Below are 16,470 nucleotides of genomic sequence, written 5' to 3'. Positions count from 1 at the left end.
GAGTCTAGGATCGCGGACTGACAGTCGGCGGCCACGCGCGGGACGCCGGGCAGAACGCGAGGAGCGACTACCAGGCCGGCACTTCCGTATGAGAAGGCCGCAGAGGTCGTGCGGCTCAGTCACCCGTCACACCGTCGGTCCGTTCCCGTAGGAAGTCGGCGTGACCGTTGTGCCGGGCGTACTCCTGGATCATCATCATGTAGACCCAGCGCAGGCTGAGGGATACGCCTCGGGAGGAGGTGAACGTCTCGTCCAGGCCGCGCCCGGCTGCTGCGGCGTCACACGCTTCGACCTCGGTTCGGAAGAGTCCGAAGTCCCGCTCCGCATCGGCCTCGTCGACCCCCTCGAGTCCCTCGTCGCCATCCGACGGACCGGTGAAGACATCCCCGATGGTCTCGCCCGCGAAGCTCCGTCGGAACCACCACCGCTCCACCTCCGCCATGTGCCGGACCAAGCCGAGGAGGGTCAGGTTCGAGGGCTCCACGGTCGTCAGCGCCAACTGAGTGGGCTCAAGCCCGGCGCACTTGGCCAGCAGGGTCTCCCGATGCCAGCTCAGCCAGCCTTCCAACATCTGCCGCTCGGATACGGTAGCCAGGTCGGCCAGTTGCGTGGTCCGCTCGACGGGCGGTGCCATCCATGTCATACCGTCATCCTGCCCGCCGCCTTGCTGAAGCGCCAACTGCCGCACGGTCCTACCTGGTTCGGTGTCCGGTCCGAGGCCAAGGCCTCCTCCTCCGGTCCGCTCGGCGCTGAGACGCAGAGAGCGGCCACGGACAGCGGCCCGAAAACCGGTGGAGGTCCGATCGGGGCGATGACAGGGTGTGCCGCATGTCGTTGCCCACCGCCGAACAGATCCTCCGTGAACTGCACGCCTCCCTCACGCTGCGCAAGCGTCCGGAGGATGTGGCCCAGCTCGTCCAGGAGTTGCACACAGCCCAGGACACCGACCTCGATCCGACCACCGGGGCCGCTCTCGCCATCTGGCCGTCCTGCGGCGGGCCGGCCTGCTCACGACCCGCCGCCGTGGCCGCTACGTGCTGTACGAGCTGAACCTGTCGGCCAGCGCCCGGCTGGGCACCGACCTGCTGGAGGCCGTTCTGCGTTGACTTCGCCCTCGTACCGCCCCGTGATCCACCGCGGCTGATCCGGCAACCGGCCGGTCCGGCGCGGTGAAGCGCCGCGCCGACCGGCTCGACCCGGGCTCGCCAGCTGCCCGGACCTCGGGTGCCAAGGCAACTCGTCGGGCTGGTACGGGCTTTGCGGGAGACGGGCCCACGGAACGTGATCACGCGGTCCTGGCGGCAGCCTTCATCCGGCACGGCCGACAGGTCACGCCGCAGAACGTCCCGTACCGGCGGATGGGCGCGGAGCAGAGGTCGCACGGACCGATCTCCCACACGGGGCAGCGCAATCGCTGTGCGGCCGACTTCCTTTCACGATCGGTGATTCGCAGACGCGGCGCCGCCTCGACGGGCCGCAGGAACTCGGGGACCTCGGGGAAGGTGTGGACGAGGCTCGCGTCCCCGCCGCGCGGGCGGGGTCTGTTGAAGGCCAGCGTTTCCTCACCGTAGCGGCAGGAGCGGTCGATCTCCTCGTGCGTGAACGTGATCTCCTCGTCGACCGCGGTCCCGTCCTGCCGTTCCTCCGACAGCGGTGGTCCGACGATCTCCCACCAGGTGTCGCGGTCCGCCGAACTGACCCACATCCGCATGCTCTTGTGGGGATCGCACTGGTCCGGGACCCGCACGGCGACGAACTCGCCCTCCGCGCTGGCCACGACCAGCCGGTCGATCGAGGTGGCCGGCCTCGGTGGGACGCACAGCGCCGGGAGCTCCCAGCCGAAGTGGAACTCGCCGCAGTGCGCACCGTTCCGAAGGGGGCAGGTCCGCTCGCTGGTGACCGTGCACTTCCAGGCCTGGAAGTGCCGCACCCCTCCCCGGACGGCCATCTCATAGGGTGAGTCGATCAACTGCCAGGGCACGTCGTCGACCCGGGCCCAGGGCGCTCGGTCGATCAGCGTCGCCGCGTCGGACGCCGTCACCCACAGCGGGGTGATCCCGCCGTCCGCCGCGATCCGCGAGCGCCTGCGCACGGTCTCGCTGCTGATCGGCGAGTACTGTGCCTCCCAGCCGATCCGCCGGCCACCCGGCCCGGTGACGAGGACATCGGATACCCGGCTCCCGCTCTCCGACCGGACCTCCGTCTCGACAGCCAGTCCCGCGCGGACGGCGGCACGGGCGATCCGCTCCTTCATCGCCTTCCGCTTGGCGCTCTCCTCCGGCGTGGCGCTGTGGGTCACCGGGAGGTGGGCCGCGCGCAGGATCGGCCGGCCGTTCCGCCGGACCGTCCGGATCGCCATCCAAGGGGACTTGTCCGCGAGTTCTGACCGGCAGACGCCTCCGTCGCGATGTTCCAGGCACTCGAGAAGCTCGCGGTCGCGCTGGGCCACAGGCTGGGTGATCTCTTCGAGGAGTCCTGGCCGCTCCGGATGCCCGAGGTCCGGGAGGGTCAGGTTGATCTCTATGCCGTATCCGGTATGGAACACGCCATTAGCCATGGCTCGAGGATAAATGCGACTACTGATGGTCCATCAGGGTGATGACAAGTCGAATTTCTGGACTATTAGTCCACCGTACTGTGCTCCGATCCGGCAGTGCCGCCTGGTGGTGGGGCGCCCGATGGACCGGGCGCGGCGTCCACGACGGGAGCCGACGGGTACCAGTGCCGTGCCATCACCATGCCGGGATTCTCGCTCACGTGGATCCGTCGCATCCGACCGCCCCGGTTCTGCACGCGTCAGCCGCCCGGGCGCGGGCCGTCAGCTCCCCCGGGCTGCGCCCCTGCTGCCGCGCCCTGTGGCCGATCCGCCGGGGCGCCGGGATGCGGAGCCGGGCGGCGCGGTGGGGGCTGCGCCGGATCAGCAGGTAGCTCAGTGCCGCCGCCGTCTGGAGGACGGCGATGCCGATCAGGTACCGGGGCCCGGAGTTCGGGGTCGCCAGTCCGGCGAGGGCCGAACCGACGGCTGCGGCGGAGATCTTCAGTCCGGCGCCGATGGTGAACACCTGGGTCCGCATGGCCGGTGGAGCATGATGAGCGCGCAGCCGCAGGGTGGCGGTCAGCAGGAGTCCGTCGCAGGCGCCGGCGATCGCGAAGAAGGCCGCAGCCGCGAGGGGCAAGGGGACGATGGCTGCTGCCGCAAGGCCGATACCGGTGCCGAGCATGCCGAGCACGGCGAGGCGGTGCGGCGGTGCAGCGGGCCGCGCGCGGGCGATCGCAACGTTGCCGGCCAGGGCCCCGGTTGCGAATGCGGTCATGAGCAGGCCGCCTGCTTCGGGATGGTTCCGGCTTTCGCCGAGGAGCACCGCGATCGTGGTCAGCCCACCGATGCCGACGAAGGCGAGGGACGTGGCCGCGGTGATGGCACGCAGCTCCCGGTACCGCCAGACCGTCGCGAGTCCTGACGCCAAGTCACCACGCAGCCGGATCGCCACACTTGTGTCACGGGCGGGTTCGGGGTGGAGGGGCAGCACGGCCACCAGTGCGGCGGCGCAGGCCGCGGCTACGGACATGACGGACATGGCCGCGGCGGGCGAGAGACCGGCGGCGAGTCCGGCGACTCCGGGCCCCGCGATGGCGGCGGCACTGTAGACGACGGCGTCCCACGCGTAGGCGCGGTCCTGGTCAGAGCCCGCCGGGCAGATGCGGGTGACCAGGCTGGACATGCCACCGGAGACGACCGGGCCGCAGCAGCCTCCCACCGCCGCCACGGCCAGCACCACGGGCAGGGGAATTCGGCCAACACCGAACCCGAGTAAGGCAATTGCCATGGCGAAGCCGCCGAGCGCGCTCGTGTGGAAGAGCCGGGGCCGCCGTGCCCGAGCCGCCAGGGCGCCGGCCAGCGGTGCGGCCAGGACATGCGGTGCCATCCACGCCGTCAGCACGAAGGCGCCCTGCGCCGCACCGCCGGTGCGATGCACGGCAAGCGTTACCACGGCCAGGGCCACGCCCTCGTCGGCCAGTCGCGCGCAGAACGCCGTCACCAGGTACTGCCGCACTCCCGCGCGTCCCTGCACGTCCACCCCTGACATGTAACGGGAATCTTCAGCAAGACGTTACACTAGGCGCGCGGCAGGATGGGCCGCCAGAAGCGGAACGCGGGAGGAACTGCCATGCGGCAACAGGGATTCCAGGCCTCGCAACGTCTGATCGACATCGCCAACGCGGTGCGCTCCGACCCCGACCTGCCTCGCAGCGCGGTCGCGGACCTGCTCGCACTCCACGGCGAGCATCCGGATGACCTGACGGAAGCGGCGCTCTCCGAACAGGATGCCCAGGCCCTGCGAAGCGCCGCGATCCGCATGTTCGGGCCCCTGGCCGAAACCGACACCGACCGCGCCGCCCTCGCTCTCAACGCCCTCCTGGCCGAGCATGCCGCCGCCCCCCGCCTGTCCCGTCACGACGGTCACCCCTGGCACCTCCACGTGGACCACGGTGACGATGCAGGCTGGGCGGACTGGTTCCTGGCCGCCAGCGCCCTGGCCCTGGCCCAGATCCTCAGCGAACACGGCCGCATCACCTGGGGCGCATGCGCGGCGCCGAACTGCCGGAACTTCTATCTCGGCATCGGCTCCGGCAGCCCTCGCCGCTACTGCTCCACCACCTGCGCGTCCCGCGCACGCGTCGCGGAGCACCGCCGTCGCAAGCAGGCGGAGCGGAGGCCCTCTCCCGCAAAGGAACGGTTCTGAACGGCTGCCAATCCCCCATCGACCCGGCTCGGTTCTGCCGCTGATTCAAGCGTACGGCCCGAGAGTTACCGGCAGCGGCCTGGCCGCCGACGCACGCGGCGCGGCCTGCGACGCCGCCTGCCACGCGCTGGACGGCTCCGGCGCGGTGATCGAAGCACGATCGAGGCCGCCTGCCATCCGCGCTCGACCCCAGGCAGTCCACAGATCGCCGACGAGCACTACCCCGTCGCCCCGCGCGGCGAACGCACGGCTCTCCATGATGGACATCATCCTCACCGGGACCGTACCCCCTGGTCAGGAGTGTCCGCCAAAGCGAATCAAGCCCATGTTGGGACGAGTTCCGGATCTCACGGCTGTGTCTGGTGACCGGCCCGGCCGCGATTTGGCTGGTGTGCCCCGCGACCAGCGGCTGGAGGGGTGCGCGGCCGTAGGCGCTCACCCTGGGGCCCGAACATGATCAGGTACTCGACCGGTCCGCCGGGGCCGGCATTCGCGACTCCGTGCGGGGTGCGGGTGTCGAACTCGGCGACGTCCCCGGCGGTCAGGACGAGGTCCTGGTCGCCGAGCGCGAGCCACAGCCGCCCGTACAGGACGCACAGCCATTCGTAGCCGTCGTGGGAGATCTGCCGCGGCCGCCCGGGCGGCTCCTCGACGGCGGGCAGGACGTGCTTGTGGGCGTGGAGGCCGCCGACGTACCGGGTCAGCGGCAGCACCGCCTTGTCGTCGCCGAAACGCCGCAGCGCGGAAGGCCGGGGCACCGTCGCGGGTGCGGTGCCGGCCAGCTCGTCCAGGGAGACGCCGTACTCCTTCGCCAGCTGCAGCAGCACTTCCAGGGTGGGCTTGCGGCGGCCGGTCTCGATCCGCGACAGCGTGCTCGGCGAGATGCCGGTCGCCCGGCCGACGCCGTTGAGCGTCGCACCGCGGTGCTCGCGCACGGTCCGCAGCCGAGGGCCCATCGCCGCCAGCTTGTCCACTATGCCGTCGTCGTCCGCCACTTCGCCCTGTTCCTCTCCGGCCGTGATGACCTGGCCCCTTCCTGCAAGTTTGTCAGAATGGCAACGCTGATCGCGTCGGACGGCCGCCGCGCCGCATGATCGACGGGTACCCGCGTCCGCCCGCGAACCGAGGAGAAGCCCATGCAACCCGAGCCGTCCGCCGAACTCCGCCACCGCACCGTCGAGGCCCCGGCCGGGCGCCTGCACCTGGTCGAGCAGGGCGCCGGCCCGCTGGTCCTGCTCGTGCACGGCTTCCCCGAGTCCTGGTACTCCTGGCGCCACCAGCTCCCGGCCCTCGCCGCAGCCGGCTACCGGGCGGTGGCGATCGACGTGCGCGGCTACGGCCGCTCCTCCAAGCCCGCCGCGAGCGACGCCTACCGGATGCTCGACCTGGTGGAGGACAACGTCGCCGTCGTGCGCGCCCTCGGCGAGGAGAGCGCGGTGGTCGTCGGCCACGACTGGGGCTCCAACATCGCCGCCGCCTCCGCCGTGCTCCACCCCGAGGTCTTCCGCGCCGTCACCCTGCTGAGCGTCCCCTACGCGCCGCCCGGCGGGCCCCGCCCCACCGACGTCTTCGGCCAGATCGGCGGCCCCGAGCAGGAGTTCTACGTCTCCTACTTCCAGGAGCCCGGCCGTGCCGAGGCGGAGATCGAGCCCGACGTCCGGGGCTGGCTCGCGGGCTTCTACGCGGCCCTGTCCGCCGACACCATGCCCGCCCAGGGCGAACCCGACCCGCACTTCGTCGCCCGCGGCGGCCGGCTGCGCGACCGCTTCCCCGCCGGCACGCTCCCTGCCTGGCTGAGCGAGGACGACCTCGACGTCTACGCCGGGGAGTTCGAGCGCACCGGCTTGACCGGCGCCCTCAACCGCTACCGCAACATGGACCGCGACTGGGAAGACCTCGCCCCGCACCGCGGAGCCCCGATCACGCAGCCGTCCCTGTTCATCGGCGGTGCCCTGGACGCCTCCACCACCTGGATGGCCGATGCCATCGACGCCCACCCCGCCACCATGCCCGCCCTGTCCGCCTCCCACCTCCTGGACGGCTGCGGCCACTGGATCCAGCAGGAGCGGCCCGAGGAGGTCAACCGCCTGCTGACCGACTGGCTCGCCACCCTCCAGAGGTCCGGCCAAGATGCCTGCAAAGCCCACACTGAGGTGATCCTGTAGACCGACCCGCCGTCAGTCGGTCTGGAGGGCCGGGAAGTCGGCGCGGGAACAGGCTGGAACGGGTCCCACCGCCGGTCACAGGCGGTTATGCAGGCCCCGCCGTCCGCTCGTCACAGACGCGGACGGCAGGGCCTGCGGCACCGACCGTCAGGTGCGGTAGGCGAAGTACACCGCGTTCGGGTTGGACATCACCAGGCTCGCCACCGACCTGCGGTAGGTGTTGTTCGAGTGGTAGGTCACGTACGGCATGCCGCTCGGGCTCCGGTACGTGACGATCATGGAGTGGTCCTTGGAACCGTCACGGTCGAAGTCCATCTGCAGGATGTCGCCGACGCCCAGCTGGTAGACGTTCGCCAGGTTCGTCACCCGCTTGCTGGAGAGCGCGAACCAGGACCACTCGTTGACGCCCACCCAGGACCAGCTCTGGCCCGAGGAGCTGGACCACCAGCTGTGGTAGTCCGAGTCGGCACCGGGGGCGTCCTTCCAGCCGCCCGCCTTCAGCGACTGGCTGATGAAGTTGGTGCAGTCCCCGCCGGCGCCGTTGTAGTGCGGGTAGGCGGGGTTGTAGTTGTTCCAGTACTTCTCCGCGTACGCCGCCATGGCCGCGTAGTTGTACCCGCTGCTCCCTGCGGTCTTCGGGCGCGCCGCCGCCGGCCAGGAGGTGGCGGCAGGGGCCCCCTCCGGAGGATCGGCGTCCACGGGATTCGCCACGGGTGCGGCGGGCTCGTTGACCGCGGGGGCGCCGGCATCCTCGCTCTTGATGGCCGTCAGTTCCCAACGCCCGTGGGAGGCGGCGAAGGTCACGTTGTGGTGTGCCTGGAAGCCGGTCGTCGCGGGCTCGCTACCGTGGGCGTTCTTGTAGGTCAGGGTCGTGGTCTCGGTGACCTCGACATCGGCCCGCCCGCCGCTGATCTTGACCTTGTCCACGGAGACCTGGGTGTTGCCGGCGCCGTACGCCTCCCCCGCGGCCGCCAGTCGCGCCTTGCGGTCCCGCAACGAGGAGACCGCGGTGTCCTCGGCCCGCGCCAGGCCGGCCGCCAGGCCGACGCGCGCGTCGGACCGCAGGGCTTCGCGCCGCGCCGGGGCCGTGTCCAGGAGCGCTGCCGTCCGCTGGCCCAGGACGGCCTGGGTCATCCGCTGGAAGGACGCGACGGTCGCCTTGTCCGCCGTCCCGCCAGTCCCGGCCGCATCCGCGGCCGAGGCCGAGGCCGAGGCCGACGGGAGCGATGCGGCCGACAGGACCGCCGTCACCGCAACGCCCACAGCGGAGCTCAATATGGTTCGCCTCACGTGGTTATCTCCCCTAACGCCCGGTCAGCTCTGGCCGGGCAGGGGAATCTTCGCATCTTTTCGGGGGTCTTCGCCCGAAAACCATCCAAACCGATAAATTGATGACCGTCTGTCAATCGGCACCTGCGGAGCCGGGCAGCCATGGAGAACTTGTCGGCATGCGGAGCGCCCTACGATGCAGCGCCACACTCCGTGCCGTACGGGCCCCGCACGCCCGGACTCTCGGCTCACCGACCGTTCCCGGGCGACGCGCCGGCAGGGGCGATGAGTCACCCGTAGTCATGGTTCAGGCACGGATGGCGACCAGGGTGATTGCGGTCAGCGGAGCGTCGCCACCGAGCTTCCGGGGCATCGCAGAGAGCCTGGCGAAGCCGACGCGGGGCGAGTGGTCGCCGTCTTCGGCGGCTGGTGGGATCCTGGCGGCGGTGGGCGAGGAGGTGGCCATGCCGGCTTGGCGGTTGCGGGATTTCCACGACGACGATCTCGATCAGGCGATCGAGATCTGGGACCAGAGCCGTCTGAGCGAGGAACCGCTCCCGGTCTTCCCCGTCTCCGAGGTGATGGCCGCCGCGCGAGCGCGCCAGCCCGCCGTGGTCGCGGTGGTCGGTGACGAGCTGGTGGGCGTGGCCGTGGCCCAGGCGCAGGCCGAGCGCGCCTGGGTGATCCTGGTGGCGCTGGCCGCCCGCTGGCGCAGTCGCGGGATCGGCAGCTCCCTTCTCACGGAGCTGGAGCGGCGGCTGCGGGCCCTGGGAGTGCGCCGGATCAGCGCGCCGATGCCGGAGGGTGCCACCGGCAGCGGCGCACCCGGACCTGACGGCGGATGGCCGGCCCTGCTGCACACGCCCTTGACGTGTGGTCAGTCCAGGCCGCGCGCGGTACGGAGGCGGGTCGAGATGTCCGTGGGGTCGATGATCGGTTGCGGGTACCCACCGGGGGTCCGCGCCAGCTTCCAGGGCCGGTGGACAGTTCGGCCCGGAAGGTCGGCGAGTTCGGGGACCCATCGGCGGACGTAGGCCCCGTCGGGGTCCAGGCGGTCCGCCTGGGCGAGCGGGTTGAGGATCCGGTTGGGGCGGGTGTCGGTCCCGGTACCGGCCACCCACTGCCAGTTGAGCTGGTTGTTGGCGATGTCGCCGTCGACCAGCAGGGCGAGGAAGTGACGGGCACCGATCCGCCAGTCCTGGTAGAGCGTCTTGGCCAGGAACGATGCCGTCACCAGGCGGGCGCGGTTGTGCATCCAGCCCTCGTGGGCGAGTTGGCGCATGCCGGCGTCCACGATCGGGAAACCGGTGCGGCCCCGGCGCCAGGCCTCGGCCTCGAGTTCGTCGTTCCACCAGCGGTCCCGCTTGGCGCGGTAGTCCGTCCAGGCCGACTGCGGCCGGGCGGCGAGCACCTGGTGGTGGAAGTCCCGCCATGCCAGCTGCCGGACGAACGCCTCGGCGCCCGGCCCGCCCTGACGTTCGGCGAGCCGGGCGAGCTCGGTGGCGGACAGGCAGCCGAAGTGGAGGTAGGGCGAGAGCCGTGACGTCGCGTCGGCGGCGAGGTCGTCGTGCAGTTCCTCGTACCGGTCGACGTTCCAGGCCCGCCACAGCCGCCGCCCGGCCGACTCGCCGCCCTCCGGCAGGCCGGGAGAGTCGGGCTTCACCCGGGGGACGGGTTCGCTCGCGATCCCGGCGGGCGTTCGCAGGGCCACCGGCGCACGGTGGGGCGGGCGTTCGCCGGCCTGCAGCCAGACACGGAAGTACGGGGTGAAGACGGCGTAGTGGTCCTTGCCGGCCGGAGTGAGCTCACCGGGCGGGACGACGGTGAGCGATTCGTCGTGGACGTGCAGGCGGTCGCCCAGGTGCCGGCGCAACTCGCGCTCGCGGCGCCCGGCGAAGGCGCTCACTCCCGCCGCGACGTGTACCGAACCCGCGCCGAGTTCGTCGGCCAGCCTCGCGGTCTCGGTCGCCGAGCGGCCTCGGCGCAGCACGAGCCCGCCTCCGATCCGCCGGAGTGATCCGTCCAGATCGGTGAGGCAGTCCGCGAGGAAGGCCAGCCGGTTGGGAGCCGCGAAGCCTGCGGCTTCGATGTCGGGGTCGAGGACGAACAGCGGTACGACCTCGTCGGCTTCGTGGCAGGCGGCGCGCAGTACGGGGTTGTCGTGCAGTCGCAGGTCCTGGGTGAGCAGGGCGATGGAGACGGTCATGGGAATCCGGCCAGGGTGCTCGTCGGTACGGGAGGGGTGGGTCGGGGTCGGCGGCTTCGGGCGGGAGTGCCAGGTGGGCGCCGGTGCTGAGCGCGTACGCCTCCCGGTCGGCTCCGGTCGAGGTCGACCGGCGTCCAGGCATCGGTCTGCCGCTGCCGGAGGCCGGCAGGGAGGTCGTCAGCACGGGGCTGCCGCAACCGTACCGCCCGGGTGCCGACCGGAGTTGCGAACTCGGCGACTCGCGCTCGGGGGTGTCGTGCCCGAGCCCGGACTGGGTGGCCGAGCAGAGCGCGGAGTCGCTGTACGAGGTGGTCCGACGCCTGGGCGGACCACTCCTGTCCTACACGCTGGTCGCCATGACGAGTGGGATCAGCTTCGCCCAACTCGCCGACAAAACAAGGGAATTCACCGCCAGTGGCGGGGATGGACACCGACGGGCGGCCGCGGCCCGGTGTGCGGGCCGGCCCTGCCCGGCGGCCGGGCCGGGCGGGCCCGCGGCGCCGGCTACGCCTGGGCCGACTCCGACGGCCTCAGCAGCCGGAGCAGCCGTACCGCCCACACGATCACCGCGGCCAGGGCGGTCGCGACGGCGGCAGTGGCCATTCCGGCCTGGATGCCGACGCGTACCGTGACGGTGCTGGCCACCAGCGCGCCGAGCGGGACACCCAGACCCGAGGAGAGCATCCGGCGGGTGGTGTTGACCCGGCCCTGGAGCTCGGGCGGGGTGACCTCCTGGGAGTAGGTCATCGTGTTCACCAGGACCACGAGGTACGCCGATCCCCACGCCGTCAGCGCCACGAGCGCGACGCGCCAGTCGGAGGTGAGGACGACGAGAAGGCCGAGCAGAGCCCCGACGGGCAGCACCCACAGCAGCAGCGGGTAGGCGTCGAAGCGGCGCCGCAGCCGGGGCAGCAGCAGCGATCCGCCGATGCCTCCGGCACTCCAGGCCATGTAGAGCAGGCCGATCCGCCCGTCGGATCCGTGGATGCCCAGCACCCGGTCGGCGAAGACGACCAGCTGCCCGACGATGGCACCGCCGGAGAACGACTGGAGGGTGCCGACCACCGTCAGGACCCGCAGCGTGGGGTGGCCGTACAGGAAGCGGAGCCCCTCCCTGACGGACTCCCGGAGTCCCGGCCGCCTGGCCGCCGAGGGCGCGGAGCTGGGCGTGGTGTGGGCGATGGCCCGGAGGAGGAGGGCGGAGGCGGCGAAGGACGCGGCGTCGAGTGCCAGTGTGCCACCGGGCCGGAGCAGCAGGATGAGTCCGCCCGCCAGGGCGTTGCCGGCGATCCTTACCACCGTTTCCGCGCCGTAAATCGCACTGTTAGCCCGGGCCAGATTCTCCTTTCCGACGACCTCCGGGACGAATCCGTACACCCCGGCGTCGAAAAAGAGGGAAAGGCTGGCCGACAATAGCGCCACCGCCAGGACATGACTGGCGGTCAGCACTCCCATGGCCCAGGCCAGCGGAATGGAGCCCAGGCAGAGGGCATTGAGCCAGTCGGTCACGATCATCAGGGCCCGCCGGTCCACCCGGTCCGCGACCGTGCCGGCGATCAGGCCGAAGGCCAGGTAGGGCAGGGTGCCGGCGGCTGAGACCAGGGAGACCAGCAGCGGGGACCTGCTCTCCTGGAAGATCAGGACGGGCAGGGCGACGGTGGTGACGGCGGACCCGAGACCGGATACCACGCGGGACGACCAGAAATAGCGGAATCCGTTAATGCCACGGAGCGGGCCTTCCTGGGGAGGTGTTGACGCTTCATCATCGATGTCTTTCTGTGACTGAGACTGTGAAGTCATACGAGTTTATAGACACAATGCCGATTTGCTGTCAATGGCCGTACCGAGAAAGGTGTTTCAGCACATTCGGCACCGGTCCGGAATGCAGGATGTGCAGGCGCCGGCCGATCCGGGTCAACGCCGCGCAGAGGTCGCCGAACCCCCGTGGAGGGGCGTCCGACATCCCCTGGGGGCCGGCCACCACGACGGAGTCGAACTCCAGCCCCTCGACCTGATGCACGCCCAGGACAACGACCCGCCGTTCGAGGTCGAGGTCCGCACTCCCGGAGACGTCGGGGACCTCTGCCGCAGCGGCCGACGCGAGCCGCTCCATCCCGGCGGACGAAACGATCGCGGCGATCCGGGCGTCCTCGCCCTCGCCGCCCGCGCCGCCGTGCCGCCACGGCGGCCAGCCGGGCCGGAAACTCCCCGAGGGTGGAACGGTCGAGACCCACCGGGCGGCAGGCGATGGGATGTCGTCCGGAGACGACCATGGCTTCCCGTGCTCCGGGAAACTCCGGTGCACGTCCGCCGGCCTCGCTCCCGTCGGTGCGGGACATGGCGAAGCCGGCATGGCGGTGGGCCGGGCTTCACATGTGCTCGCCTGCGCAGTCGCCAAGGACGGATGGGGCTGTGCAGCCCATCGCACGCGGCGCCTCGGGAAATCAGCCCGGGCATCTCGAGGATTCGACCGAGACAGTATCAGATAGCCGTGAATTGGCGCTAGTTGACGCTGACTCTGCGACTCGGGAACGAGCCCACCCAGGCGCGCTCGTTCTCGACCGAGTGATCGCCGGAGTCGACGCCTGCTTCTCCCCGCCCGCGCTCACCGCGGGCACAACCCCGCCCGCGAACCTGCTGCTGGGCCGGGTGGCCGGAAGCCGGATGGCACAGCAAACGATCTTCTTCAGTGAGCAGGTCGAGGTAACCGGCCCGCCGGTCCTGCTGCTGTGCGACGAGGTCGTCCCGCCCGAAGCGCTGGACGCGACCCTCGTAGCGCGACCGACCGGCTGGCGGACCTGGCCGTTCGGAGTGCGGCCTGATCGGGTGCGCTCCGGCCGTCGGCGGTCAGCGTGAGACGGCGAGCGGGCGCCGGTACCGGATGCCCGGGCGCCCACCGATGCTGATGTCCCCCGTCGGCGTGAACCCGTTGCGCCTGAGGACGGCCATGGACGCCGGATTGTCGAGGGTGGTGACCGCAGTGAGCACGGAGAGCCGGTACGCCACGACAGCCAGCCGGCACACCTCCTCGACCGCGGCCGTCGCCGCGCCCCGGCCCGCGGCTCGCTCGCCGATCCGGTAGCCGAGTTCGGCTGTCCCTTCCGCGACGTCCACGAGGTTGACCCGGCCGATCAACTCCCCCTGGTCGTCCACGACGACGTGGAAGTGGCAAAGCCCCGCGTCCTGTTCGGCGAGCAGGGCGCGGAGCCGGGAGGCGAACTCGGCGAAGTACGCGTCCCCGCGATCCGGCACGGACCGTGCGAAGTACTCCCGGTTCTCCTGCTCGAACACCAGCAGGACGTCCGCGTGGTCCGCCCGGAGCTGCTCCAACTTCACCATGTGCGACAGCGTACGGGGCGGCCGAGTGGCGAGGCCCCGACCGGCGCCGCCCGCCGGGGTGCGAACTGCCTTGGCGCAGACCGGCAGAGCGCGAGCCACCGGAGGCGGACAAGCGGCGAGCAATACTGGCTCTGGCGTGCCGACGAGGTGTCAGGCGGTTCCGGGTCGGCGGGCGGCGGCGGTGAGGAGTTCGGGGAGGGAGCCGGTGAAGTCGGGGAGCAGGCGGAGGGCGGACGCCCACGCCTGAGGATCGGCGCCCAGGTGGCTCCGGAGGAGCCGCGCCGCCTCACGGTGAGGTGGCCGCCAACGTGGCCTGGCCGGACGGGAGTTGATGTCCGTCGCGGTGAGGAAGGCCACCACCGCGGAAGCCGGCTGGGCATGCCGGAGGACGTCGCCGGTGGTCAGCCGGCCGTCGTCGAGAGCCCGGGGCAGCCAGTCCATCCCCTCGGCGCGGGGCGCGAGGGGCTGCGCGCGCAGTGCCTCGACGAGGAGGGTCCGGGGGCAGTCCGGCGCGGAGGCCAGAGCCGCCAGCTGGGCGCCGGGCAGCGGCTCGGCGGTGTGGGCGGACATCAGCTGCGGCCAGGGCAGTCGGGTGCCCTCCGCCACCAGGTGGCGCACCCGGTCCGCGACGGAGCCGGCGGCGGTCCTGCGCAGCAGCGCCACCAGCCGCTCCGGTGCCTCCTCGGCCGCCAGCAGGGAGCGGAGCACGGCCAACCCGTCGGGCGCGGCCAGCGCCTTCCGTACGCCCCGGTGCGTACTGGCGGGTAGCGGGTGGCTGGAGTTGCGGCGGCCCGGGAAGTGCTGTTCGTCCAGGAAGGCCTCCACCTCCTGCGGCCCGTGCCGCTCCCACAGGTGGATCAGGGTGCGCAGCCGGCCGCCCTCCGTGTGCAGCCTGCACCTGCTGAGCGTCGCCCTCAGTACCCCGGGATCGCCGGAGAGGTGACCGGCGGTCAGCCAGTCGCGGCGATGGGCGGCCTTGACCTCGACGAGGTCGGCCAGGAGCTGGGGCGCGACGGGGACTTGGCCGTCGCCACGGCCCCGGCCGGCGAGGATCCGCACCCGCTCCTCGAAGGCGATCGCCCCGTACAGGTAGAGCTTCGCGTTCACCTCGGGGTCGTCGAGCTCCAGCAACTCCTCGACGTCTTCCTTCGGGAGGTCCCAGCGGGAGGCGTGGGCGATCTGTACGGACCTGCCGTGGACGGCGGTGATCCGGTCGCGGATCCGCCGCGCGGGGCGGCTGAAGACGAGCAGGTGCTGGATCGCCCGTTCGTCGAGGAAGGGGATGAGGCTCTCCTGTGCGTCCTGCTCGGCATGTTCGAACAGGAGCTGGAAGATCCGGCGGGCGTCCTCCGGCTCCCGGGAGGGGAAGGCCGCCTTGAGCGGACGGGGCCAGGAAGCTGTCGCACCGCAGCCGGCCTCGGCGCAGGCGGCGGCCACCAGGGCGGTGGCCGTGCCCTGGAACCGGCTGACCCGCCGGTAGAGCGCGATCCAGGCGGCCGGCTCGGCCCCGAGCGGGGCGACCAGTTCGCGGACCGCCGCGCGGGTATCCTCGCCAGCCGTGCCGGCCGTGGGCATGACGCTCAGCGCGAGGGCCGCGGGCCGCACCTCGGACAGCACCCACGCGCACGGCAGCCAACCCTCGGTCAGACCGGTGGTGAGAGCCTGCCTCAGGCGGTAGCCGGGCATGTCAAGGGCGAGATCCGGCTCGATCAGCACCGACGGCGGCAGCGGACCGGTGCCCCTGGCCATCGTCCCGGCCGGATCGGCCCGGAATCCCTCGACCGCCAACTCCGGCGGGCAGCCGGGCAGCCGGTTGAGGGTCATGATCGCGTCGACCGAGAACGGGTGGCGGCGGTGCTCGGCCCGCACCTCGTCCCAGTCGACCGCGGTGTCCTGCGGCAGGTTCCACATCGGACCGGTGCGAACCTCCGCCGTGATCTCGTCGGTCGCCGAGGGCTCACCGTGCAGCACGGCCGCCGGGTCCGGATCGGCCGCGGCCCGGCGCAGCAGCTCGACGAGCCCCGGGTGGCCCAGCTCGTCCCGCTCGGCGAGGTGGTCCGCGAGCGCCGCGAGCCCGTCGCGGCCGCCGTGGGCGAGCACGTCCCGGCAGGAGGCCAGCACCATCCCCCTCGGCAGGCTCCGGCCGTGTTCGCCCAGAGCGCGCACGACCAGCTCCGGGAACGGCGCCCGCAGCGCCGGCCGTAGCACGTGCCGGGCCGAGGGGCTGAGGAGTTCCTCGACCAGTCCGCCCGACGCACGCCACGCCGGATCCGCCGGATCGGCGGCGGCCAGCACGGCGGCCCGGATCCGATGCGAGCTGTCGGCCCACCGCTTCGCCTTGTACAGCGCGCGACCGACCCCGGGATCGCCCAGGCGCGCCAGGCGCAGGTGCGCCTTGCGCATACCGGGCGCACCGGAGGAGTTCGCCGCCAGCGCGACCTGCAGGGCCCGGTCGCCGGAGGCGATGACGGCGTCCGTCAGCCGGGGCGACAACTCGTACTCGTGGCTCAGCACGTCCAGCGTCTCGTCACGCAGCCGCTCCATCAGCACGTCGATCATCGACGGCTCCGCCAGCTGGTACGCGGCCGCGATCGCGACGCGCTTGATCTCCCCCACCTGCCGACTCCTCACTTTCCAGGTACGGCAGGACGCTAGCCCCGTACTTCGCAGGTCACCGTTTCAGGTCTGTGGCCAGCGGGTTCGGGTGACTTCGATGCCGAGGAGTTCGAGGAGGTGGAGTTGGACG

Annotated in this window: 14 protein-coding genes and 2 pseudogenes; 5 read left to right on the top strand and 11 right to left on the bottom strand. The window is 71.7% G+C overall.

Annotation, left to right across the window (positions count from 1 at the left end):
* Positions 1 to 115 precede the first annotated feature (115 nt).
* The gene (locus tag ACWDAK_RS33065) at positions 116 to 643 is read right to left on the bottom strand and encodes a DinB family protein (protein WP_344638963.1); all 528 of its coding nucleotides are present in this window, start codon (positions 641 to 643) and stop codon (positions 116 to 118) included.
* Positions 644 to 971: 328 nt separating this feature from the next.
* On the opposite strand from ACWDAK_RS33065, the pseudogene ACWDAK_RS33060 reads away from it, so the two are divergent.
* Positions 972 to 1,106, top strand: a pseudogene (locus tag ACWDAK_RS33060) (ArsR/SmtB family transcription factor); the annotation flags it as partial.
* Between the two features lie 179 nt (positions 1,107 to 1,285).
* Here the strand turns inward: ACWDAK_RS33060 and ACWDAK_RS33055 are convergent.
* Together ACWDAK_RS33055 and ACWDAK_RS33050 are read right to left on the bottom strand one after the other, a co-directional pair.
* A complete protein-coding gene (locus ACWDAK_RS33055; protein WP_344638921.1) occupies positions 1,286 to 2,557 on the bottom strand; it encodes a competence protein CoiA family protein in 1,272 nt (423 codons plus the stop codon).
* Between the two features lie 196 nt (positions 2,558 to 2,753).
* Complete coding sequence (locus ACWDAK_RS33050) at positions 2,754 to 4,079, bottom strand: MFS transporter (RefSeq protein ID WP_427395607.1); 1,326 nt, start codon at positions 4,077 to 4,079, stop codon at positions 2,754 to 2,756.
* A gap of 90 nt (positions 4,080 to 4,169) precedes the next feature.
* Between ACWDAK_RS33050 and ACWDAK_RS33045 the strand changes: the two genes are divergently transcribed.
* A complete protein-coding gene (locus tag ACWDAK_RS33045) occupies positions 4,170 to 4,745 on the top strand; it encodes a CGNR zinc finger domain-containing protein (protein WP_427395606.1) in 576 nt (191 codons plus the stop codon).
* Between the two features lie 347 nt (positions 4,746 to 5,092).
* Here the strand turns inward: ACWDAK_RS33045 and ACWDAK_RS33040 are convergent, their stop codons facing one another.
* The gene (locus ACWDAK_RS33040) at positions 5,093 to 5,701 is read right to left on the bottom strand and encodes a helix-turn-helix domain-containing protein (RefSeq protein ID WP_425557770.1); all 609 of its coding nucleotides are present in this window, start codon (positions 5,699 to 5,701) and stop codon (positions 5,093 to 5,095) included.
* A gap of 180 nt (positions 5,702 to 5,881) precedes the next feature.
* On the opposite strand from ACWDAK_RS33040, the gene ACWDAK_RS33035 reads away from it, so the two are divergent.
* Entirely contained in the window at positions 5,882 to 6,910 is a 1,029-nt protein-coding gene (locus ACWDAK_RS33035; protein ID WP_427395605.1) for an alpha/beta fold hydrolase, read from the top strand.
* 147 nt (positions 6,911 to 7,057) lie between these two features.
* Here the strand turns inward: ACWDAK_RS33035 and ACWDAK_RS33030 are convergent, their stop codons facing one another.
* Both ACWDAK_RS33030 and ACWDAK_RS33025 read right to left on the bottom strand, forming a co-directional pair.
* Entirely contained in the window at positions 7,058 to 8,200 is a 1,143-nt protein-coding gene (locus tag ACWDAK_RS33030) for an amidase domain-containing protein (RefSeq protein ID WP_427395604.1), read from the bottom strand.
* A gap of 286 nt (positions 8,201 to 8,486) precedes the next feature.
* Positions 8,487 to 8,645, bottom strand: a complete 159-nt coding sequence (locus ACWDAK_RS33025) for a hypothetical protein (RefSeq protein WP_427395603.1) — start codon at positions 8,643 to 8,645, stop codon at positions 8,487 to 8,489.
* Between ACWDAK_RS33025 and ACWDAK_RS33020 the strand changes: the two are divergent.
* Positions 8,644 to 8,910: pseudogene (locus ACWDAK_RS33020) on the top strand (GNAT family N-acetyltransferase); the annotation flags it as partial. The gene ACWDAK_RS33025 and the pseudogene ACWDAK_RS33020 overlap by 2 nt on opposite strands.
* Positions 8,911 to 9,056: 146 nt before the next feature.
* On the opposite strand, the gene ACWDAK_RS33015 reads toward ACWDAK_RS33020, so the two are convergent.
* From ACWDAK_RS33015 to ACWDAK_RS33005, 3 genes are all read right to left on the bottom strand, one after another.
* The gene (locus tag ACWDAK_RS33015; RefSeq protein WP_427395602.1) at positions 9,057 to 10,385 is read right to left on the bottom strand and encodes a cryptochrome/photolyase family protein; all 1,329 of its coding nucleotides are present in this window, start codon (positions 10,383 to 10,385) and stop codon (positions 9,057 to 9,059) included.
* A gap of 504 nt (positions 10,386 to 10,889) precedes the next feature.
* A complete protein-coding gene (locus tag ACWDAK_RS33010; RefSeq protein WP_427395601.1) occupies positions 10,890 to 12,185 on the bottom strand; it encodes an MFS transporter in 1,296 nt (431 codons plus the stop codon).
* Between the two features lie 31 nt (positions 12,186 to 12,216).
* Entirely contained in the window at positions 12,217 to 12,498 is a 282-nt protein-coding gene (locus ACWDAK_RS33005) for a hypothetical protein (RefSeq protein ID WP_427395600.1), read from the bottom strand.
* 452 nt (positions 12,499 to 12,950) lie between these two features.
* Between ACWDAK_RS33005 and ACWDAK_RS33000 the strand changes: the two genes are divergently transcribed.
* On the top strand, positions 12,951 to 13,241 hold the full coding sequence (locus tag ACWDAK_RS33000; RefSeq protein ID WP_344638930.1) for a hypothetical protein: 291 nt from the start codon (positions 12,951 to 12,953) through the stop codon (positions 13,239 to 13,241).
* Here ACWDAK_RS33000 and ACWDAK_RS32995 read toward each other — a convergent pair.
* Both ACWDAK_RS32995 and ACWDAK_RS32990 read right to left on the bottom strand, forming a co-directional pair.
* On the bottom strand, positions 13,233 to 13,724 hold the full coding sequence (locus tag ACWDAK_RS32995) for a GNAT family N-acetyltransferase (RefSeq protein WP_427395599.1): 492 nt from the start codon (positions 13,722 to 13,724) through the stop codon (positions 13,233 to 13,235). The two genes, ACWDAK_RS33000 and ACWDAK_RS32995, sit on opposite strands and share 9 nt — an antisense overlap.
* A 150-nt stretch (positions 13,725 to 13,874) precedes the next feature.
* Positions 13,875 to 16,340 carry a hypothetical protein gene (locus ACWDAK_RS32990; RefSeq protein WP_427395598.1) on the bottom strand — a complete coding sequence of 822 codons (2,466 nt, stop codon included), beginning with the start codon at positions 16,338 to 16,340 and terminating at the stop codon, positions 13,875 to 13,877.
* Positions 16,341 to 16,470: the final 130 nt, after the last annotated feature.

The sequence above is a fragment of the Kitasatospora sp. NPDC001175 genome, assembly GCF_053598215.1.
This window is presented reverse-complemented; position numbering and strand designations above follow the sequence as displayed.